Origin of the sequence: Sulfurimonas marina (assembly GCF_014905095.1) — a bacterium.
GTDB lineage: Bacteria > Campylobacterota > Campylobacteria > Campylobacterales > Sulfurimonadaceae > Sulfurimonas > Sulfurimonas marina.
Genome location: NZ_CP041165.1, coordinates 2,107,580 through 2,128,559, shown reverse-complemented (window position 1 = coordinate 2,128,559; position 20,980 = coordinate 2,107,580). Strand labels below are relative to the sequence as shown.

At 38.6% G+C, this 20,980-nt stretch carries 21 protein-coding genes, 1 other RNA gene and 1 pseudogene; 15 read left to right on the top strand and 8 right to left on the bottom strand.

Annotated elements, in window-relative coordinates; translation table 11 throughout:
- Positions 1–61: 61 nt before the first annotated feature.
- Together FJR03_RS10850 and FJR03_RS10845 are read left to right on the top strand one after the other, a co-directional pair.
- Positions 62–568 (top strand): GAF domain-containing protein, encoded by a 507-nt coding sequence (locus FJR03_RS10850; protein WP_193113517.1) that lies wholly within the window; start codon positions 62–64, stop codon positions 566–568.
- The gene (locus FJR03_RS10845; protein WP_193113516.1) at positions 561–1,049 is read left to right on the top strand and encodes a GAF domain-containing protein; all 489 of its coding nucleotides are present in this window, start codon (positions 561–563) and stop codon (positions 1,047–1,049) included. The genes FJR03_RS10850 and FJR03_RS10845 overlap by 8 nt, the downstream gene beginning before the upstream one ends.
- On the opposite strand, the gene FJR03_RS10840 is transcribed toward FJR03_RS10845, so the two are convergent.
- The 7 genes from FJR03_RS10840 to FJR03_RS10810 are packed head-to-tail and all read right to left on the bottom strand — an operon-like array spanning position 1,032 to position 8,321.
- A complete protein-coding gene (locus FJR03_RS10840; RefSeq protein WP_193113515.1) occupies positions 1,032–2,015 on the bottom strand; it encodes a lytic murein transglycosylase in 984 nt (327 codons plus the stop codon). The genes FJR03_RS10845 and FJR03_RS10840 overlap by 18 nt on opposite strands.
- Positions 1,990–2,661, bottom strand: a complete 672-nt coding sequence (gene murU, locus FJR03_RS10835) for an N-acetylmuramate alpha-1-phosphate uridylyltransferase MurU (RefSeq protein WP_193113514.1) — start codon at positions 2,659–2,661, stop codon at positions 1,990–1,992. Before murU ends, FJR03_RS10840 begins: the two co-directional genes overlap by 26 nt.
- Positions 2,658–3,593, bottom strand: a complete 936-nt coding sequence (locus FJR03_RS10830; protein WP_193113513.1) for an aminoglycoside phosphotransferase family protein — start codon at positions 3,591–3,593, stop codon at positions 2,658–2,660. The genes murU and FJR03_RS10830 overlap by 4 nt, the downstream gene beginning before the upstream one ends.
- Positions 3,584–4,660 (bottom strand): anhydro-N-acetylmuramic acid kinase, encoded by a 1,077-nt coding sequence (locus FJR03_RS10825; protein WP_193113512.1) that lies wholly within the window; start codon positions 4,658–4,660, stop codon positions 3,584–3,586. The genes FJR03_RS10830 and FJR03_RS10825 overlap by 10 nt, the downstream gene beginning before the upstream one ends.
- On the bottom strand, positions 4,653–6,125 hold the full coding sequence (locus FJR03_RS10820) for a sodium:solute symporter (protein WP_193113511.1): 1,473 nt from the start codon (positions 6,123–6,125) through the stop codon (positions 4,653–4,655). Before FJR03_RS10820 ends, FJR03_RS10825 begins: the two co-directional genes overlap by 8 nt.
- Complete coding sequence (locus tag FJR03_RS10815) at positions 6,118–7,797, bottom strand: glycoside hydrolase family 3 N-terminal domain-containing protein (RefSeq protein WP_226962125.1); 1,680 nt, start codon at positions 7,795–7,797, stop codon at positions 6,118–6,120. The genes FJR03_RS10820 and FJR03_RS10815 overlap by 8 nt, the downstream gene beginning before the upstream one ends.
- Positions 7,794–8,321: a nucleoside phosphorylase-I family protein gene (locus tag FJR03_RS10810; RefSeq protein ID WP_193113510.1), complete on the bottom strand. Its 528-nt coding sequence runs from the start codon at positions 8,319–8,321 to the stop codon at positions 7,794–7,796. The genes FJR03_RS10815 and FJR03_RS10810 overlap by 4 nt, the downstream gene beginning before the upstream one ends.
- Before the next feature lie 60 nt (positions 8,322–8,381).
- On the opposite strand from FJR03_RS10810, the gene ffs reads away from it, so the two are divergent.
- The 3 genes and pseudogenes from ffs to FJR03_RS11910 all read left to right on the top strand — a co-directional run.
- Positions 8,382–8,479: signal recognition particle sRNA small type (ffs, locus tag FJR03_RS10805), an RNA gene on the top strand.
- A 223-nt stretch (positions 8,480–8,702) separates the two neighbouring features.
- Positions 8,703–9,221 carry a PAS domain-containing protein gene (locus FJR03_RS10800; RefSeq protein WP_193113509.1) on the top strand — a complete coding sequence of 173 codons (519 nt, stop codon included), beginning with the start codon at positions 8,703–8,705 and terminating at the stop codon, positions 9,219–9,221.
- 608 nt (positions 9,222–9,829) lie between these two features.
- Positions 9,830–10,510 (top strand): annotated as a pseudogene (locus FJR03_RS11910) (methyl-accepting chemotaxis protein); the annotation flags it as partial.
- Between the two features lie 7 nt (positions 10,511–10,517).
- Here the strand turns inward: FJR03_RS11910 and FJR03_RS10790 are convergent.
- Positions 10,518–10,745: a hypothetical protein gene (locus tag FJR03_RS10790; RefSeq protein ID WP_193113507.1), complete on the bottom strand. Its 228-nt coding sequence runs from the start codon at positions 10,743–10,745 to the stop codon at positions 10,518–10,520.
- 84 nt (positions 10,746–10,829) lie between these two features.
- Here FJR03_RS10790 and rpmI point away from each other — a divergent pair, with 84 nt between their 5' ends.
- From rpmI to FJR03_RS10740, 10 genes are all read left to right on the top strand, one after another.
- Complete coding sequence (gene rpmI / locus FJR03_RS10785) at positions 10,830–11,021, top strand: 50S ribosomal protein L35 (RefSeq protein ID WP_193113506.1); 192 nt, start codon at positions 10,830–10,832, stop codon at positions 11,019–11,021.
- Between the two features lie 106 nt (positions 11,022–11,127).
- Entirely contained in the window at positions 11,128–11,484 is a 357-nt protein-coding gene (rplT, locus tag FJR03_RS10780; protein ID WP_193113505.1) for a 50S ribosomal protein L20, read from the top strand.
- A 171-nt stretch (positions 11,485–11,655) separates the two neighbouring features.
- A complete protein-coding gene (locus FJR03_RS10775; protein WP_193113504.1) occupies positions 11,656–12,528 on the top strand; it encodes a GGDEF domain-containing protein in 873 nt (290 codons plus the stop codon).
- A gap of 2 nt (positions 12,529–12,530) precedes the next feature.
- On the top strand, positions 12,531–13,454 hold the full coding sequence (locus FJR03_RS10770; RefSeq protein ID WP_226962124.1) for an FAD:protein FMN transferase: 924 nt from the start codon (positions 12,531–12,533) through the stop codon (positions 13,452–13,454).
- A gap of 238 nt (positions 13,455–13,692) precedes the next feature.
- Positions 13,693–15,072, top strand: a complete 1,380-nt coding sequence (locus FJR03_RS10765) for an imelysin family protein (RefSeq protein WP_193113503.1) — start codon at positions 13,693–13,695, stop codon at positions 15,070–15,072.
- Between the two features lie 11 nt (positions 15,073–15,083).
- Positions 15,084–16,442 carry a di-heme oxidoredictase family protein gene (locus FJR03_RS10760; protein WP_193113502.1) on the top strand — a complete coding sequence of 453 codons (1,359 nt, stop codon included), beginning with the start codon at positions 15,084–15,086 and terminating at the stop codon, positions 16,440–16,442.
- A complete protein-coding gene (locus FJR03_RS10755; protein ID WP_193113501.1) occupies positions 16,442–17,515 on the top strand; it encodes an imelysin family protein in 1,074 nt (357 codons plus the stop codon). The genes FJR03_RS10760 and FJR03_RS10755 overlap by 1 nt, the downstream gene beginning before the upstream one ends.
- Before the next feature lie 3 nt (positions 17,516–17,518).
- The gene (locus FJR03_RS10750) at positions 17,519–18,415 is read left to right on the top strand and encodes a sterol desaturase family protein (protein WP_193113500.1); all 897 of its coding nucleotides are present in this window, start codon (positions 17,519–17,521) and stop codon (positions 18,413–18,415) included.
- Positions 18,396–19,721, top strand: a complete 1,326-nt coding sequence (locus FJR03_RS10745; RefSeq protein ID WP_193113499.1) for a hypothetical protein — start codon at positions 18,396–18,398, stop codon at positions 19,719–19,721. The genes FJR03_RS10750 and FJR03_RS10745 overlap by 20 nt, the downstream gene beginning before the upstream one ends.
- Positions 19,722–19,730: 9 nt before the next feature.
- On the top strand, positions 19,731–20,966 hold the full coding sequence (locus FJR03_RS10740; RefSeq protein WP_193113498.1) for a cytochrome-c peroxidase: 1,236 nt from the start codon (positions 19,731–19,733) through the stop codon (positions 20,964–20,966).
- Positions 20,967–20,980: the final 14 nt, after the last annotated feature.

The following is a 20,980-nucleotide window of genomic DNA, read 5'->3' as shown; positions in this document are numbered from 1 at the left end:
ACTATAATATTTATAGACTTCTAAATGGAAGTCTATAACAAAAGAAAGAGAGGCTTTTGCGATGAAGTACGTAACTAGATCACAAAAATTAGCTGAGTTTGCAAAAGAGCTGCTAGATAAAAAATCGTTAGAGCAAGGGCTTCCCCATATTGCAAAATATGTAAAAGAGGTAGTGGGGGCTGAGAGATGCTCTATTTTTATCTATAATGCCGCAAAAAATGAATTATGGACAACACTTGCTGATGGGATTGAGAAGATCAATATTCCATCAAACAAAGGGATTGTAGGCTATACGATCAAAGTGAAAAAACCTGTCATTACAAACGATGCTTATTCCCATCCTGAATTTTTAACTGAGATAGATGAACAAACAGGATATAAAACAAATAATATTGTAACAGCACCTATTTTTAATTCACAAAGGGATATTATCGGTGTACTGGAGCTGTTAAATAAAGCAGATGATTTTGATAATGATGATGTTCGTTTTATGATCTTTTTTGCACACTATGTAAGTGGTTTTATTGAGTTATTAAATACATACAAAGATGAGGAAGTTGATGAATAAGTTTAATGAAATAGCGGCATTTGGAAAAGAGTTAGTCAAAGTAGAAAATATTGAGGATAGTTTAGAACTAATTGCTAAAGAAGCTAAAGAGATTGTAAATGCTGATCGTTGTTCTATTTTTATAGTAGATGAATCTGAAAATATTTTATGGACAAAACTCAGTGATGGAATCGGAGGGCGTATTGTTCTCTCTTTAAATTCGGGGATTGTGGGTGATACTTATCTAAAAAAAGAGGCGCAACTTGTTAATAACCCTTATGAAGACCCTAGATTTTTACCCAATATCGATAAAAAGAGCGGTTATACAACTAAAAATATGATCACTATCCCTATCTTTAATTCAAAAAGGGAGATTATGGGGATCATGCAGCTGCTTAATAAAAGCCGTTTTGATTTCGATGAAAACGATTTGGAAGTACTTACATTTTTTGCAAACTATATAAGCGGTACTTTGGAGTTAGTTTTACTTTCTGAGAAGTAAGGCTGCATCGTGTGCAAGTCGGATTACACCGATTGCATAGTTCGATGAGTTGTTATAGCGCATAACTTTTTTCATATACCCTTTGAGGTAGTCGAGTTGCGGCTTATTCTTTGTGAAACATCTGTATGGTGCACCTGTCTTTGTGTTTTTCTCATATACAAACGAAGTGTTTTTATAATCAAACTCATACTGATACCACTCTTGTTCGATCGTTGGAATATCTCTCATCTTTTCCCAGTCGATCGGAGTATCAAATCCCGCTTTTTTATGTAAAAATTTTGCAACAGAAACGATAGCATCATCCATATTTGTGAGATCGGGGATAGTGTTTTTATATGACTGCGCATAGATAAAGCTGTTTGGCATAAACTGAGGGATCCCTACAGCCCCAGCATAAGAGCTTGGAAGATTACACTCTTCAGGTTGTATATTGTCTTTATAGCAATACTCTATAATCTTTGCCATATTTGTTTTCCCCATTTTCAGCAGCCATTTTTCACGGGGAGTTTTTGGATTTGGCAGACGTGTAACTATAGTATTAAAAACAATGAAGGCATCATGAGTGGGTTGAATTTTACCAAGCTTTGTCTCTTTAAGTAAAATGGCGGCAATTATCTCTTTGTTTACCCCGTACTTTGTCTCTGCATAGTGATATGCTTCTTGATGTTTTTTGAGGTTTTCAACCATCTTTGGGACATGAGATACAAGCACATTGTTTGCTTTTTTTTCGTTTTGTTTATGGTACTTAATGTATTTTGGTTTAAGATATTTCCAGCTAATCTCATCAAACTTTTGTGTTTTAAAATAAGAGAGGAGAAATCTGTTTGCATAATCGTAGCTTACCCCGTGTTTTACAACCTGTTTACAAACGTCGCTATGGTGCTCGTTTTGAAATGTACAGTTTGTATATTGCTTTGCAAAAAGCGTTGTTGCTGTAATGCTAAGAAGTAGTAGTAAGTATCTCATTTATCTCTTCCAACCTTTGGGGTGTCCCGATATCTTTAAATAGTCCCTTAAAAATCTCCCCACTTACTGCTTTTTGATCTATAAGTTGACGAAGCAGCGGTGCAAGCGGTGATTTTTCTAGCTTAACAGTATTAAATATCATAGGATTATAGTAAGCTATACCTGAAAATGTCCACAACTCACTTGAGTGGTTTACAACTAAAGAGTTCTCTAAGCCAAAATCCCCTTTTTCATTGTGTGGAGGGTTTGGTACTAAAACAAGATGGGCAAGTTTATTTTGCAGATCAAATGCAGGATCAAATTCATAGTCGCAAAACACGTCACCGTTTACCACCAAAAAAGGCTTATCTCCTAAAAAAGAGAGCGCTTTTTTGATCCCCCCTGCAGTTTCAAGTGCACCGCTTGTTTGCTCGTCAGAGTAGTAGAGTTTAACACCCCAACACTCTCCGTTACCTAAAGCTTCCGGTATTTGCTGCCCAAGATGGGCGATATTGATCACAATCTCTTTAAAACCGTTTTTTGCCAATTTCTCTATATGCCATACAATAAGCTCTTTGCCGCCCACTTTAAGTAAAGGTTTTGGCGTAGTATCGGTAAGGGGACGCATCCGTTCTCCACGTCCGGCTGCAAGTATCATTGCTTTCATGCAAAGCTCTTTAAAAAGGCAGCCAACTCTTTTGTCTCATCATATCTTGAAGCGGTCTCAAGCACATAAGAGAGGGTAAGTGGGATATCTTTTAAATAGCCCTCTTTATTGTCTCGAAGGTGCAAGCGTGAAAAGATCCCAAGCACTTTTATATGGCGTTGCAAGCCCATAAAATCAAACCATTTTAAAAACTCTTCATCTTCCACCTCAAGTCCGAGTCGATCGCGGAAATAGAGTACCAACTGCTCAACTTTTTCTCTCTCAAAAGAGATATAGCAATCTTTTAAAAGTGACACAAGATCGTAGGTGATAGCACCGCTCATCCCGTCTTGATAGTCGATAATGCCAAGTGAGCCGTCAGCTTTTACCATAATGTTACGAGAGTGAAAGTCACGATGTACAAAACTCTCTTGCGGTTGGGAGAGAACGATTTCTGAGATGCGTTCAAGTGCTTGTTTGAGCATCTGTTTGTTTTCTCTAGAGAGGTTAAGAGAGAGTTTTTTTTCCAGATACCACTCCTGCATCAGATCCATCTCAAAATGTAAAAACTCTTTATCATAAAGGGGAAGCTGCGTTGTATCTGCACCTTGCATCTTGATAATCTCATCGATCGCTTTTTTATAGAAGCTCTCAAAGTTTTCTTCATTTAACAGATCTAAAAGATTGGTATCTCCGAAATCTTCGAGTATAAGGTACCCATATTCCAAATCTTGGTGAAAAATTTTTGGGGCTTTGACATCTACATCTAAAAGTTTTTGGCTTACCAGTAAAAAAGGGTGAAGCGATTCTTTCTCAAGTGAGGCATCCATCAAGATATAACTCTCATCATCTTTAGTTAAACGGTAGTAGCTTCGAAAGCTAGCATCGGCTGAGGCTACTTCGAGTTTGAAATCTTTATATGGAGTGGTTTGTAAAAATTGTTCTATTTGCATGTTAAAACACCTAAAATGGAGTCTTTTTTCGCTCCTGTTATCTCTTTTAATTGTACCGTTTCTTTATTTATTCTCTTATAAGCGAGCCAGGCAAAGATCATCGCTTCTAAAAAATCACTGTCAATTCCATACTCGTTGGTAGTTTTAACAGCTATGTGGCTTAGTTGTGCAATGCGCTCGCAAAGATAGCTGTTTTTTGCACCACCGCCGCAAATGATAATCTCTTCAACACCTTTTAGATCTTGTACAATTGTTTGTGCAGTGAGTTCTGTAAGAGTAGCTTGGATATCGGCATCGCTGAGCTCTTGAAAATCTTGTAGTTGTTTTTTTAGCCATGTAGGATTAAAATATTCCCTGCCCGTGCTTTTTGGTGCTTTTTTCGCAAAATAGGGATCGTTTAACATCTGTGCTAAAAGTTCTACATTTACAGTGCCGCTTTTTGCAAAAGAGCCGTTTTGATCGTAGTTTTTCCCTTGAGTTGTGAAGATCCAGTGATCAAGAAGTACATTGCCGCATCCGGAATCCCAGCCGAGATAACGATCACCTAAGAGGGTGACGTTTGCCATCCCTCCGATATTTACAACGGCTATATTTTTATAGAGTCTGTCAAAAACAAATTGATGAAAAGCTGGGGCAAACGGAGCGCCTTGTCCGCCGTTAGCAACATCTTTTGATCGGAAGTCGTTTACGACATCTATGTTTGTTTGAGCCGCTACTACACTGGCAGAACCTAATTGCATCGAAAAAGGGTGTTTAGAGTTTGGTTCATGCCAAAGCGTTTGTCCGTGTAGACCAATCGCCGTCACTTCATTTGTATCTATTTGGTATTGCGTGATGAAAGCATTGATATTTGAGGCAAACATATCTCCCAGTTTTACATCGAGTTCACCAATCTTTTTGAGTGTAGTTTGCTCATCTATCATTTGGAGTACCTCTTGTTTGAGTGCACTGTGGTAAGGGTATTCATTTGCATGAAGCAGTGTGCAGCACGAGTTATCAATATCACACAGTACTATATCGATTCCATCCAGACTCGTACCACTCATTACCCCTATATATTTAGCCATTTTCAGCTCCTGTCATCATAATAAGAAAAGCGATAAGCGTTCCAACTGCTATCTGCCAGTCATACCCTATGGAAAATCCTAAAGCTGAAGTTTGCAGAAGCAGTACCGTTAAAAAACCGCCAAAAAGTGCAAAAGGGACAAGCTTTGCACTCCCCCTTTTTGTAAAGATAGCAGAAAAATAAACCCCTAAAAGTCCTGTATAAGCAAATGCCATTACACCTAACGCAAAAGCGATAAGTGAAACTTCGAGATAGCGTTGCCAAAAGTAGCTGATAACTGCCATTGAAAAGAGTGCAAGTGCAAAGAGTAATACTCCCGTTCTTGAAGCTTTTAAAAAGTGTCTCTCATCTGTAGAGGGCTCTTTTTTTAGTTTGTAGGGTTTGTAGATATCCTCAATAGCAACGGAACTCATAGCTCCTAAAACCGAGTTTGTCGATGAGAGTGCGGCGGCAATTGCACCAACCGTTATAAAGCCACGCAGACCTTCTGGCATCTCGTTTAAGATGTAGTACATAAAGATTGTGATCTTCTCATCACCGAAACTTTGCACTATCTCATTGTTTTGGTAGTGTAAAAAGAGCAGGGCACCGATCCCTAAAAACAGTAGCACGATAGGGATTGTAAAAAGGATCGAGAGGATAAGTGAGCGTTGTGCTTCTTTTGTATCTTTACACGAAAGTACCCTTTGACTCATATCTTGATCGAGTCCAAATGCTGCAATATTTAAAAGCAGCCATCCACCAAGGAGACCGTAGATGCTAAACTTTCCGTCTATAGAGGTCTCGATTATTTGTAGTTTTCCAAGTGACTGAAGTGTTGTATAGATATCTTCAACTTGCAAGGAAGTGTAGAGGTAGTAAAAAACGACAGCGCCGGCACTCACATAAACAACACTCTGGATAATGTCGCTGTAGATGACCGACTTCACTCCTCCGAAATAGGTGTATATAAGTGCTCCAAAAAGCAGTAGCGAGATAGCAAAAACCATATGTAAAAAGGAGATATCTAAAAACAGAATCATACTCACAGCAAGAGCGGCGATGTAGAGGCGTGCACCGCTGGCAAGTACCCGTCCGACTAAAAACATAACTCCCGCTTGTCGTTTTGAGTTTTCTCCGTAGCGTTTTTCCAAAAGTTCATAAACGGTAAGGGCTTTGATCGCATAAAATTTAGGAACAAACACATACGCTACAAACAACACCGCCAAAAGTGAGGAGATATAAAATCCTATAAGGGTAAAGTTGTTTTTATAGGCAAACTCCGGGACACCTAAAAAGGTTGCGGCTGATTGAGTAGTAGCTACGATCGAGATCGCAGCGGCTAATGCGGGAATTGAATTGGCTGAGGTGAAGTACTCTTTTGTTGAACTGATTTTTATTTTTGAGAAGAAGTACGAACTTAATGCCAGGATAACAAGATAGGTTGCAAATATAGCCCAGTCAAGTGAAGAAAAAGCACTATTCATAATGGGATTTCAGCCCTAAATCTTTTACGTTTGAGTGTACGTCGTTCATAAATTTATCGCCAGGATCAGCTTTTTTAGTTCTGTATCCTTTATCACGTTCGAGCCAAAGAGGTGTATCTTCAAACTCTCTATATTCATGATGACCGATAAGGTAGTCAATTGTAGGATATTTTGTTCTGAGGTAACGTACCAGTTCAATGTTTGCTTTTAACTGTGCAGGAGTAAGATCCTCTTTTTTGTTTCCTTCACCGCCCACATTCTCAACACCAATCGTTGTATAGTTAAGACCTATCACGTGTCTTGCCATATAGTTGTCGGGCATGAGTTGGTAGATAGTTCCGTTTCGATCAACTAAAAAGTGGGACGAGACATTTAAAAGCGAAGCGTTGGCAATATCTTTTCGATCTGTAAGCAACTCTTCTGGGTAAAGACGTTTAAAAGAATCTTCAAGACCCATTACAGCCGTCCAGTGCAGAACTATCATCTTTGGAGTTATTTTTATGTTCTCTACATCTTTATTGTAGTGTTGTTTAATATACTGTTTTGTCAGCTCAATTCGGTGAGGTGTAAAAACTATCGGTTTTTGAACGATTTTTTGTTTTGTATGAAGTGCTTCGATCCTGTTGTTGGCTTCAACAATACGCTTAAGAGGGATATGTTGTTCTTTTACCTCTGTAAAGATAGTCTCAATTATCTCCTCAGGAGTATTTGATCCTAACTGGTTTCCGAAGAGAACCATATCGACACCTGAGTTGATCGCAAGAGTCAGAGTCTCTTTTAAAGAGTAGTGCTCAGCAATAGCTTTCATCTGTAGATCATCACTAATTATTACACCACGAAAGCCGAGTTGTTCACGTAAAAGCTTTGTATTTACATTATGTGAAAGTGTTGCGGGGTAAGCGGGATCAAGATGTTTATTAAATACGTGTGCGGTCATAATAAGATCAATCTTGTTTTGAGCAATAAGCTGTTTATATGGTTCAAGCTCGATTTCACTCCAGGTATCGCTAATATCAACAAACCCTTTATGGGAATCCTCTAAAGATGAACCATGTCCCGGAAAATGTTTTAAAACACTTAAAACACCAGCTTTATTTTGCTCCTCTATCATGATAGAGGCATAGCACACCACCTCTTTGGGAGTTTTTCCGTATGAGCGCTCCAGTCCTGCTATCACTTTGTTATTTGGATTGAGTGAGAGATCAACTACCGGTGCAAAGTTGAGATCTATCCCATTTTCTTGGAGCATTTGTGCTTGTTTTTTATAAAAGATACGGCTTTCAGCTAAAGAGAGCGTTGCAACCTCTTTCGCTGAGGGTGCCTTGTAAAAACCTTGACTCTCTTTTAGGCGTGCAACTTTTCCACCCTCTTGATCAATAGAGATAAAAAGAGGTTGCGTAGCATTTTCTTGAAGTGTTTTTGTAAGTTCTTGAAGTTGTTTTGGATCAATGATATTTTTTGTTTTACTTGGCTCTTTGAGGTTTTTATCAAAAAGGATTACCCCACCCATCGGATAGTCTTTGAGGTCTTGGATGATTGTGGAATTTTGCTCGAGTCTGTCCCCTTCAAATCCAACAATAAGCATCCTTGCAATCAGTTGTTTTAATTGTGAATCGTTAATCTCCGCTTGAAGAGGTAAGAGAAAGAGTAAAAAAGTTAGTAGTAGTTTCAAAAGAGCTCCATATTTTCCAGTTGTTTAAAGATAAGCGATTTTACCATATCTTTATTAAGCGTGTGGGGTTCATAATGGTCGCTTACTACTTTGTAGAGCGCAAAATTTTTAATAGCAGGGTTGTGAATAACAGCATCGTAAAAGCCGTAACTCTCCATATCTACCGCTTCAAAACCTCCACCGTGTATCTCCTGATCGACACAGGTAAGGGTAATACCCTCATCAAAACTGTATGTTATCTCTTGATGAGTAATCGAGCCAACTTTTAAAAGTTCCCCTATATTATGGTTTTGATTCGCACCGCAAACACCGATATTTATATAGATGTCATCATCTGTAATGTCATAATAGTTGATAAGGGTTTGTGTGGCAAAGCGAGCATTCTCTATACCGATGTTACTTACAATTAGTTTCATCTGATCGTTAAAGAAAAGGGTGTAGTTTTTAAGTGTTGATTTTTTGAGTTTGTACTTGTCGACAAAAGCTTGTGCTTCACTTTTTAGCGCTGTAATTATATAAATCATGGTTTATTATACAAAAATTTTTTGTTGTTTACATTTTTTAGGGTATAATTCCGGCGCTCTTCTTTAGACCTGTGCAATGGGTTTACGAGACAATGTGTCAGGGTGGGAACACAGCAGCACACCTTGTACTCCTATGTGCCGCAGGGATCTGGGGAGGGGCACCTTCATTAAAAAACTTCCAAAATAACAACTTACTAATACAATCAACAAAACCTAAAAAGAGTAAATATAATTTTAGCCCTTCTATGTGCAGACTATTTATTTTTCTTATACTAAAAGTAACAATCTTAAACAATAAAACATCTTTTTTTAGAAATATTCTTATTATTTATTTCATTACAATATAATGAACAAATTTTGAGAAAATAAAGGTTTATATGTATGAAAAATGTAACTCCTACAAATCATGAACTTATTATGGATGAAGATGATTTTATTGTCTCTAAAACTGATCTAAAGGGACAAATTACCTATTGTAATGAGATCTTTATGCAGTTGTCAAAGCTTAGTGAAGCACAGTTGCTTGGGCAACCGCATAACATCATCAGGCACCCTGATATGCCCCGTTTAATTTTTAAGTTGTTATGGGAACGTGTACAAAATCAAAAAGAGATTTTTGCGTATGTAAAAAACCTTTCAGCAGATGGAAGTTACTACTGGGTGTATGCAAATGTAACGGCATCTGTAGATGAAAACCATAATATCATCGGATATTATTCAGTAAGAAGAAAGCCAAATGAGAAAAATCTTGGTGTTGTGATCGAGCTTTACAAAACTCTTTTGCAAGAGGAGCAAAGGGGTGGTATAGAAGCTTCTTCAGAGTATTTGACAAACCTTCTGAATGAACGCGGTGTTTCATATGATGAGTTTATTAATACAATTCAAAATGGGAGTCTCTAATGTTTGGTTCAGATCACAATACAATTAAAGTAGATAAACAACTATTTGAAAAACTTCTTAGCGTCGTTAAAGATGCAGCAAACGGTAGGTTGGACAGCAGGATAACGGGTATTGACAAATCAGATCCTCTTGGAGAAGCTGCATGGTCTATTAATAATATGCTTGATCAAACAGAAGCATTTATGAGGGAGACAAAAACTTCGATAGATGCTGCTAATGAAGGTTTAGAACATAGAAATGTAGACCCGCACGGTTTAAAAGGTGCTTTTAAACAAAATGCGCATTTAGTAGCTCAGGGAGTTGAAGGGGTAATACTCGGACACAATGCAAAGGTAAAAGGGGAACTTGGAACTCGTTTTAGTGAACTTGGAGGTGGAATGCAAGAGAGTCTTCACAAGATTCAAAATGCGATGGAGACGAGTTTACAAAATATTCGAAAAGTTGCTGACTCCTCACAGTTGATGGCTGATGAAGCTAAAGGAAGTTTAAATCTAATTGATGAGCTAAGTGTCAAAATTGAACATTTAGCTAACCTTATTATCAGCAGTACTGAAGCGATAGAAACCCTTTCAGCACAAACAAACGATATCACTTCCGTTTTAGACCTTATCAAAGATATTGCAGATCAGACAAATCTGCTTGCACTCAATGCTGCAATTGAAGCAGCCCGTGCAGGTGAACATGGACGCGGATTTGCGGTAGTTGCCGATGAAGTTAGAAAGTTGGCAGAGCGTACACAGCGTGCAACTGCCGAGATCTCAGTGACAACAAAATCACTGCAGCAGGAAGCGGATGGAATTAACGAGATCTCAAAAGAGATTGAAACTATCGCCGTTGAATCAAATGAGGGGATTCAAGAGCTGAAAACAACATTGGAAGATGTAAACAAAAATGCTGATAGTAATGCAAAAATTGCTTCTTTTATTAAAAGTTCTAACCGTGTAACAACAATTAAGATAAATCATATCGTGTATAAAAATGCTGCATATTCATCGGTGTTAAATGAGAAAATGAATGACCTCATGGAGAGTCAGCATGATAGTTGTAGTTTCTCTAAGTGGTACTATGGACGCGGTAAAGATGATTACTCACATACAAACTCTTACGCAAAACTTGAAGAGCCGCATATTAATATTCATAAGGATATTCTAAAAAATGTTGAATTTATCAAAAATCATTCAGTAATGAAACATAAAGATAAAGTTATTGAATATTTTGCCGAGATGGAAGAATCGAGTAATAAATTGTTTGCATTACTTGATAAAATGGTTGAGGAGAGATATGAGTAATTTTAAACTACTCCTCTCTGTATTTGGAAATGCCACACGGTTGGTTTGGTGTGGGTGGATTGTCTCGTAGATATTCCAAGTCTTCCAATGTCTGTGTTAAAACTTTTTTTTGTTGTAAAATAGGCAGCATAAGATTATCTTTTTCATTGAGGGGTATATCCCAATCCAGCAGTATTTTCTCTACCTCTTCATCAAGCTCTTTGAGCGCTTTTTTTATATGGTTAATTGAATTCATATACAAAGTATAACAAAAATTTAGAAAAAATTTGGTATAATTCGCGTTCCGAAATATAGCGGAAATTTTACAAAGGAGCCATCGATGCCAAAAATGAAATCGGTAAAAGGTGCTGTTAAGCGCTTTAAAGTTAAGAAAAATGGTCAAATTAAACGTGGTACTGCGTTTAGAAGCCACATCTTAACAAAACAAGATGCACAAACTCGTCGTGAGCAAAATACTCCTAAAGTAGTTGCTAAAGTTGACGAAAAAAACATTAAGGCTATGATTAACTAATTTTAGTTGATTTAACATATCTCCAACATAATGGTTGGGCAAGTCCACCAAAGTAGTGGCACCTTGACTGCATAAGTAGCTGGGTAAAGAAATATAAGGAAATAATATGCCAAGAGTAAAAACTGGTGTTGTTCGTAGAAGAAGACACAAAAAAATATTAAAATTAGCAAAAGGTTTCTATAGTGGTCGTCGTAAACACTTTAGAAAAGCTAAGGAACAATTAGAACGTTCAATGATGTATGCGTTCCGTGACCGTAAGCAAAAGAAACGTGAATTCCGTAAATTATGGATCATCCGTATCAATGCTGCATGTCGTTTAAACGGTATGAACTACTCAACTTTCATGAACGGGCTTAAAAAATCTGGCATCGAGCTTGACCGTAAAATTCTTGCTGATATGGCTATGAATGATGCTGCTGCTTTCACAAAAGTAGTAGAAGCTTCTAAAGCTGCACTAGCATAATCATACACTAAACCCACTTTTTGGGTTTAGTACTTTTTCCCTCTTATTTAAATTTTCCACTTTTTATTTTAATACGATTATTCTCTTTCCTTAAACTGTATTAATATTTTAATTTCTTATATAAAATATAGAAAAGTATGGGTTTTAAGCTATGAAATGTCATAATATTACATGATAAATAATTCAACATTTTTAACTACTATTGATATTATTCCAAACCCTTTGATAGTCACTAATGGGGAAAAAATTCTGCTTTCAAATAAAAGTTTTTTAGATTTCTTAGGCCTTGAATCATTAGAACAGCTTCAAACACTTTGTAAATGTGTCTGTCATCTTTTTATAGAATATGACGGCTTTTTTTCACTAAAAGATCTTAAAGATGGTGAGTTGTGGGTAGACTATATCTACAGACAGAAAGAGGGTGTAAAAGTATCTATGGTTAGCAACCAGGGTGAAGGAAAAGCTTTTGAAGTTTCTGTGGGAAAACTAGAAGAGTATGAAAAAACGTATGTAGTTATTTTTACAGATATCACTTCACTTGAGAGTGAAAGAAAGATTCTGGAAAAACTTGCTTATAAAGATCCCTTAACAGATATCTATAATAGACAGATATTTAACACTATGCTCAAACAGGCTTATACTGACAAGCATAAAAATGGGGAAAGACTTTCAATTATTTTATTAGATATTGATCATTTTAAACAGGTTAATGACAACTATGGTCATGATGTCGGAGACAAAGTACTTATCGAGTTTACAAAGCTTATAAACCAACACATCAGAAGCAGTGATATATTTGCACGATGGGGTGGGGAAGAGTTTATTATCCTTCTTCCAAAAGCGGATATCGATGCAGCTTATCGCAAGGCTGAAGAGCTGCGCCTGCTTGTTGAAAACTTTGAAGATCCGTATCTGCCGAAAATTACTATTAGTCTGGGGGTTTCGGAGATTTTGGATGGCGATAAAGAAAGAAGCTGTTTCAAAAGAGCCGATAAAGCTTTATATAAAGCTAAAGAGACACGAAATAAAGCGGTAAAACTTTAAAATTGAAACTACTTAGTCTGCTTCTTTTTCTCTTTTGTGTTGTTTTGTCTGCACAAACCCGTACACAAGTGCATATGGGTACACTGGTAAGTATCACTTTAGACGATCATGAAGAGCTGATTAATGAGGGTTTTAAGATTATCCGTGAAGTTGATTATGCACTCTCCTCTTACAAGCCTGAAGGGGATATTTATAAACTCAATCATCAGCATCTTGTAAAACTACACCCTTTCACTTATGAGGCCTTAAAACTCTCACAACAGTATTATCACTCTACCCACGGCTATTTCGATATAACAATAGGTTCGATCACAAAAGGCCTTTACCGTTTCGGAGAAAACAGAGAGTTCATCCCCCATCCACAACTATTAAAAAGTGCAAAAGTTGGATTTTCCGGTTTGAAATTTAATCGGGAGAGTGCACAGATAAATAAAGGGATAAAGATAGACCTCGGCGGTATGGGAAAAGGGTTCGGTGTCCAAAAGGCAACACAGTTTTTTATAAATAAGGGCGTGAAAAAAGCGATAGTGGCTGCAAGCGGTGATATCCGTTGCATCGGGAGTTGCAAAGTGGGTGTGCAGAATCCTTTTAGCGAGGAGCAACTATTTGAGATTGAAACAAAAAAGCCCGTTAGCGGGATTACGACAAGCGGGAACTACCGTCGCTATGTAGGTTCAAAAAAGAGTAACCACCTTATAAGTCCATATCTTCGTCAAAGTGAAAAAACTTTTGCCTCTATTACCTTGATCTCTGATCTTAGCAGCAGTGATCTTGATGCTTACGCAACAGCTGTATCGGTTATGCCTTATGCACTAGCAAAACAGTTTTTAGATGAAAAACCTCTGGGATATATCTTAATTACTACAGATAGAGATCTCTTCATTAGCAAAAACTTTGAAGAATATGCAACGATCATTAAACAATGATACTGCGTAGTTTTAAGAGTAACAAGATATAAAAACTCTACATCTATACTGTTCCCCTAAATGATATTTCCAATAAAATAACACCTACCAAGCTAAATTTATCTTCTATTTAAGCATATAAAACAGCAAAATTCCATTAATACTTAACTTTATATTAATAACGATTATCAATATAAAGATTGTGAAAGTTTGATTTTGATAGTATTTCGATAATCAATATCAATATCAAGGAAATAAGATGAAATTGGAGAAAAAAATTGTAGGGAGTTTAGCTCTTGTAAGTGCCTTATCTTTTGTTGGATGTGGCGGTGGAGGATCTGACTCTTCAGATACAGGTGCATCAGCAATAAGTGCGGCAGAGAAAAAAGAGGTACTGACAACATATGCAGATATTGCTCTCGCAAACTATACGGATGCTTTAAATGATGCGATCGCATTACAGAGTGCTATAGATACGTTCAAGGCAAGTCCGACGGAAGAAAATTTGGCTACTGCAAAAACAGCATGGCTTAGTGCTCGTGAATCATACGGAACAACAGAGATTTTCCGTCTATCAAACGGTCCGGTTGACGCAGAAGAGGGCTGGGTATTAACTCTTTACGGTGCACCAGAGGGGCAGATGAATGCATGGCCTCTGGATGAGAATATGATTGATTATACAACTGATGCGGACGGAAACGAAACAAGCGGAAATATTATCGATACGGCAGGAGTATTTACACCAAGCGGAAGTGAAGCAAGCTCTGTAGATGTAACAAACATTACAAAAGAGGCACTAGCTGCGTTAAATGAAAACGGTGGAGATGCAAACGTTGCAACCGGATACCATGCGATTGAGTTTTTACTTTGGGGACAAGACCAGGATTATAATTCTTTTGTAGACGACACGATCACAAACGGTGCTTTAGCAGCAGGTGAGCGTCCATTAACTGACTTTACATCAGCTGCAAATGCAGATCGTCGTCTTGATTATCTTGATGCAGCAAGTGATCTTTTAGTAGAGGACCTTAACAATACACTTGCTGCATGGGTAAGTTCTGAGACAAACTGTACAACAGGTGTAGGGTGTTACCGCGGGGCACTTTTAGGTGAGTTAAGCGGTGATGATGCAGCCAAAAATATAGCTGCCGATGATGCACTTAGAGATATTTTTGCAGGGATGGGTGTATTTATAAAATCTGAACTGGCAAACGAGCGTATGGCAGTTGCGGTGTATACACCGAGTGAAGAGGATGAACATTCATGTTTCTCAGATAATACACACAGAGATATTGCAACAAACTATCAAGGTTTTGTAAATGTATTAAAAGGGGTGTACAAAGGGAGTTCTCAAGGGACAAGCTTCTACTCGAAACTAAGTGCAGAAGATAAGTCAAGCATCGATCAGCTGATAGCTAGTATAGATACAAGAGTAGGGACTATCGACAGTGTTGCAAAAAGTGCTTACCACTTTGATTATCAGATCAAAAACGGTAACTCAAACCAAGATAATGTGAAATACGCACACTACGATATGCGTGATCTTGGGGATAAAATGGTGGATGTTGCAGGTAGATTCGGTATTACGTTAAGTGAAGATGACGTAACTGACTCTGAAGAGACAGACGTAACAAAATAAAGAATAGAACCATGCCGAGAGTGACAACCACCTTAACACTAACCGGATTTTTATTTGCAGCTTGTAGCAGCGACAGAGCAACACAAGATACAACTGCAATTTATACACAAGATAAAAGCAAGCATGTTTTTACTAAAGCGGTAAAACTCTCCCATGAGGATGAGGATTACCGTATCCTTGGAAAAAGTTTCTTTAAAATCCCGTGGGTGGAAGCACCCTCGGCAACTACGGCTCGTGACGGTTTAGGACCTCTGTTTTCAGCAAACACTTGTATACATTGCCATCCGCATAACGGTGCAGGGATAGCCCTTGATAAAGATGGAAATATTCACAGATCGTTAGTGATGCGTCTCTCGATTCCATCGGAAAAAAAGCTTAATAATGACTTGATGTTGAGAAACGGTTTTATTCCAGAACCCACTTATGGAGGGCAACTCAGTTTTAACGGAGTGAGCGATGTAAAGTATGAGGGAAGTGTAGCACTCTCTTATGTAGAGAGAAAAGGAGCTTTTGAAGACGGTGAGACCTATACACTCCATGAGCCTCATTATGAGCTAAAAAACTTGCAATACGGAGCAATACAGCAGGATGCTAACGTTGCACCGCACATCGCCCTTGCTCTTATCGGACTCGGTGCTATTGAAGATATTGCGGTCGAAGAGATCCTAAAAAATGAAGATATTGATGATAAAGATAAAGACGGGATCTCCGGCAAGGCTAACTGGGTATATAACCCTGAGACAAATACAACTGCACTTGGACGCTTTACATGGAAAGCAGCCTCGGCTACCGTAAAACACCAGAGTGCAAATGCAGCTCATAACGATATGGGGCTCTCAAACCCACTCTATCCAAGTGATAACTGCACGGATAAACAAGAGGAGTGTTTAAAAGCTCCAAAAGGGCGTGGAGGGTTTGACCTTCCGATGGAAAGGCTTGATGCGATCACTTACTATCTCAAAACACTTAAAATCCCTGCTCAGAGAAGAATCGGTGGTTTTGAAAAGGGCCAAGAGCTCTTTGATGAGCTTGGATGTGTGAAGTGTCATGTAGATAGTTTTACTACAGAAAAAGGGGTTGAGATTCACCCTTACAGCGATTTTTTACTCCATGATATGGGTGAGAGACTTGGTGATGGGCACACTATTTTTAAAGCCGAAGCAAATGAGTTCCGTACACCGCCACTTTGGGGGATTGGTTTATATGAAAAGGTCTCAGGTGAATTGAATCTTTTACACGACGGACGTGCAAAGAGTATCTCTGAGGCTATTTTATGGCATGGAGGTGAGGCACAGGCTCAAAAAGAGGCTTTTAGACAGCTAGATAAAAAACAAAGAGAGACTCTTTTAGAGTTTTTAAAAGGAATATAATGAAGTTACGATTGAAAATAATAAGTGTACTCGCATTGATATTGTTTTTCATCGGATGTAACGGTGATAATGCGTATGACGGTGAAAACGGGCTAAAGAGCGGAGAGTTCACTTCAGATATAGAGAGCTCACTGAGTTTTATATATGCACTTTTACAAGAAGATGCAAACCAGACATATACGCAAGCCCAAGAACTTGCAGTATTACTTGAGGATGTGAATAACTCTGTAGCAGATTTGCAAAATGCCCAAGAGAAGTTTCTTGAACTTGTAAGTAGTTATAAAAAAGTTGAAGCACTTTATGTAGCTGACGAGTATGAAAATATTATGCAAGACCCTCCCCGTTATTTAGAGTATTTTCACTCTATAACAAACAGTGAACTTGTGGCTGAACTTGATCTGATCTTATCAGGCAGTGATCCTATTGCCGATGCACTTGCCGTGAAAAACTTATATAGAAGTATAACGGCACTTGAATACATACTTTTTGGCGTTAATGAAGAACAAACTACGCTCTTGGCAAGTTTCGATGAAAGACGCACACAAGCAGCTATCATTATGGCACAAAATATTGCAGCTAATCTGCAAACTATCAATGAGTTTTATGAGCAAAACAGTGCATTTTTAGAAGATAGCGATAGCGCTATCAGTGTAGTTGTTAACCAGCTTGTAGATTCGGCATATAAAACAAAAGAGTGGCGTGTGGGTGACGGTGCCGGTTTTACTCTAAAGTATAAAGATAACCCCGATGCAGCAAGGCTCGAGTACTATAACAGCAGATACTCTCTAGAGGCAATAGACTCTATTTTAGCAGCACATCAGGAGCTTATGGACTCAGGGTTTAAGGAGCTTGCTATCATAGGGGGTGCAACGAGCGAAGCTGAGGCAATCGAGAGTAAGCTTGTTGAACTTCGCACTATATGTGCGGGTATAGAGGGCTCTTTGAGTGATAGTTTAACAGATGAGAAGGTCTATACCCTTTATGTTGATCTCAATGCATTGCAAAACAACTATACGGCACTTATCAATGCACTCAATTTTACACAAGACATTATTGAAGCAGACGGTGACTAAAAGATGGAGTATCTTGGAGTTGAGTACTTTTTTTCTGCCTCACAGAGAATCTATTGGCTTTACCTGTTAAGTGCTCTTTTGATCTCGGTTATCTATATACGTTTTAATCCCGAGATAAAAAGCTACTTTACAAAAGGGGTATTACTGCACCATTGTGCAAAACTTGACTACGGTTATTTTGTAGTTGTGAGTGCAATAAAAATAGGGTTGATTTTACCTTTCATACTCTCTTCAAAAGATATTTCACTCCAGACGGTGTTTCTTTTACAGGAGCAGTTTGGTTATATCCACTTCAGTGTTGAAAAACTCTGGGTAGTGATCGGATATACGCTGAGTGTTTTTCTTGTAAATGATTTTACACGTTACTGGCTTCACCGTTTTATGCATGAGTCCCCTTTGCTTTGGAAGTTTCACAGGGTGCATCACTCAGCCGAAGTGTTAAACCCGCTTACTTTTTACCGTGTCCATCCGGTGGAAAATATCCTTTTTGGACTGCGTTACGCTCTTGGTGTAGGGGCAGTTACGGGGATATTTATCTACTTTTTCGGTGCAAATATAGGTGTAGTGGAGATAGCAGGAATGAATGCGATCACATTTATTTTCGGGATGGCGGGGAGTAATTTGCGTCACTCTCACATTCCGCTTCGTTACGGAGTTTTAGAGAGAGTTGTGATCTCACCTTTTTTACATCAGCTGCATCATGCAAAAAAAAGTATGAACACAAACTATGGGAGTGTTTTGAGTATCTGGGATCAGATGTTTAAAACATATTACGTCACACAATCTACTTCGAAACTGGTTTTCGGCGCGGATGTAAAACATACAACGGTTTTAGAAGTTTTATATGAGCCGTTTGTATCAATTTTAAATGGAGAAAAATATGAAAAAAATATTGCTTAGTTTAGGTGTATGTAACGCCTTGGTATATGGAGCTACAAACGAAGAGTTAGCAAAAGAGTTAGAGTTATTAAAACAAGAGATCAAGCAGATAAAAAGTGAGCAGAGCGCTACAAATGAATCTATATTGAATGAGTTAAGTGCACTGAACTACAAAGATGTACAAGAGTATGAAAGTTTTAGTGCTATGGGTGGTGCGGCATCGAAAGTTTATTTTTCACAGGATGGTTTGAGTATAGGGGGATATGGAGAGTATAAATATACCAAGTACAACGATTTTAAAAACTATTCAAGTGATACGGCAAACGAAACCCGTAATAAAGGTGAGTTTAACATTGTTCGTTTTGTACCTTACATCGGTTACAAATTTAACGACTACATTATTATGAATACGGAGATAGAGTTTGAAGACGGAGGGGCTAGAAGCGACAATACTAAAAACTACAAGTATGCAATCGTAGAGTTCTCATACTTAGATTTTTTACTTGATCCGAGTTTCAACATTCGTGTAGGGCATATACTTACACCGATGGGGCTTACAAATCTGAACCATGAACCGACATCGTTTTTAACAGCGGATCGTCCGGTAGTTGAGACACTTATTATCCCTTCAACTTGGCATACAAACGGTGTACTTGCACATGGAACGATTGACAACTTTGAATATTATGCAGGTGTAGTTACATCTCCCGATGCAGGAAGTTTTACAGAAGGGACTTTTATACAGCAGGGACGTTTAGGAGCTCGTCAGTTTACGGATGATTTTTCATTTGTAACGCGTCTTTCTTATGATCTTAGCAGTGGAGTAAATATCGGAGGTTCATTTCTTTACGGAACTTCTGGTATTGCAGAGGAGACAAAGCCTGGGACTACGACAGGACACACGGGTGATGCGGATGTAACAATCACAATGGCTGAGATACATGCCTCTTATAAAAAGAACGGTTTTGATATTCAGGCCCTTGCAAGTTACGGAGCTTTAGGGGGAGATTACGAACAACTGCCAAATACGGGTATCTCAAACCGTGTAAACGGACAGTATATCACTTTAGGGTATGACATCTTTAATCTTTTTAAACTGCCGGGAGAGTTTTACCTTGTAGGTGAAATTGAGCGTCTTGATATGGATGCATCTTCAAAAACACAATATGTAGATAACAATCGCTTTTTCGAATATACGGGAGGCTTTGCTTACTATCCCGATCCGCGTGTAGTACTTAAAACAAACTATAAGGTGAGAGACTACGGAGTTGATGCAAAACTTGCCGATGAAAACTCTTTTGCTTTATCTTTAGGGTTTATTTTCTAAGGAAATATGATGAAGTATTCTGTAGTTTTATTAAGCGCGGCAACGTTTGTACTTAGCGGTTGCGGCGGGGGCGGCGGTGAGCAGATACCCGCTCAGCAAAGCATCACAAAAGAGGAGTTGGGCGCGCAACTCTTTTTTGATCAAAACCTCTCATTAAACCGCGGGACATCTTGTGCAACGTGTCACGATCCAGAGCATGGATTTGTAGATGCGCGTTTTGCAGAGGATGGTGTTGATCAAAGTATCTTTGTTCACGGAGCATTCTCCGTGGGTGATGACGGGCTAAGTCTTGGAGGGCGCAATGCCCCGACAGCTGCGTATGCACAGTTTTCTCCTGAGTTTTCACAGCAAAACGGTGTATATATCGGGGGACAGTTTCACGACGGTCGTGCAGCAACATTGAAAGTTCAGGCCGGGGGGCCGCCGCTTGACGGTGCGGAGATGATGATGAGCGATAAGAGTGCGGTAATCGATCGCATCAAGGAGAATACGCAATATTTAGAGGCGTTTGAAACACTGTACGGTGCAGATATTTTCGATGATGTGAATAGCTCTTATGAGGCGATGCGTGAGGCGATCGGGAAGTTTGAAAAAACGGAGCTGTTTGCACCGTTTGATTCCAAGTACGATCGCTTTTTGGAGTGTAAGGAAAACGGCGGACTTACAAGTGAGTGTTATGAAGCTGATAACTGGAGCGATGCCGAGATACTCGGGTACTCCCTTTTCTTCTCGGAGAACAATACAAACTGCGCTCTGTGTCATACACTGAACTCTCAAAGCGAAGCTTCCAAGCATGAGCTTTTTACCAACTATGAGTTTGAAAACATAGGCACGCCTAGAAATGTTACAGCGATGGAGAGACGTGCAGAGTTAGGACTTCAAGATGCAAATGCAACCTTTTTAGGACTTGGAGGAACTGTGAATGACCCTGCTCATTATGGAAAAACAAAGGTACCGACTCTTAGAAATGTGGCAATCACTGCACCATATATGAGTAACGGAGTATTTCAAAATTTGCGTACAGTACTGGAGTTTTACGATCATATGGCAGGACAGGGAGATCATCCGATAAATCCGGAAACATTTGAACCTTGGGATGCAAATGATTACAATGCAACGATCAACCATGAAAAGCTGAGCGATACAAAGGCATTAAGTGATGAGAAGATACGTGCTCTTGAAGCATTCTTAAGAACTCTGACAGATAAACGTTACGAGCATCTTTTAGAACCGTTGGCACCTTAAAAGGAGAAAAATAG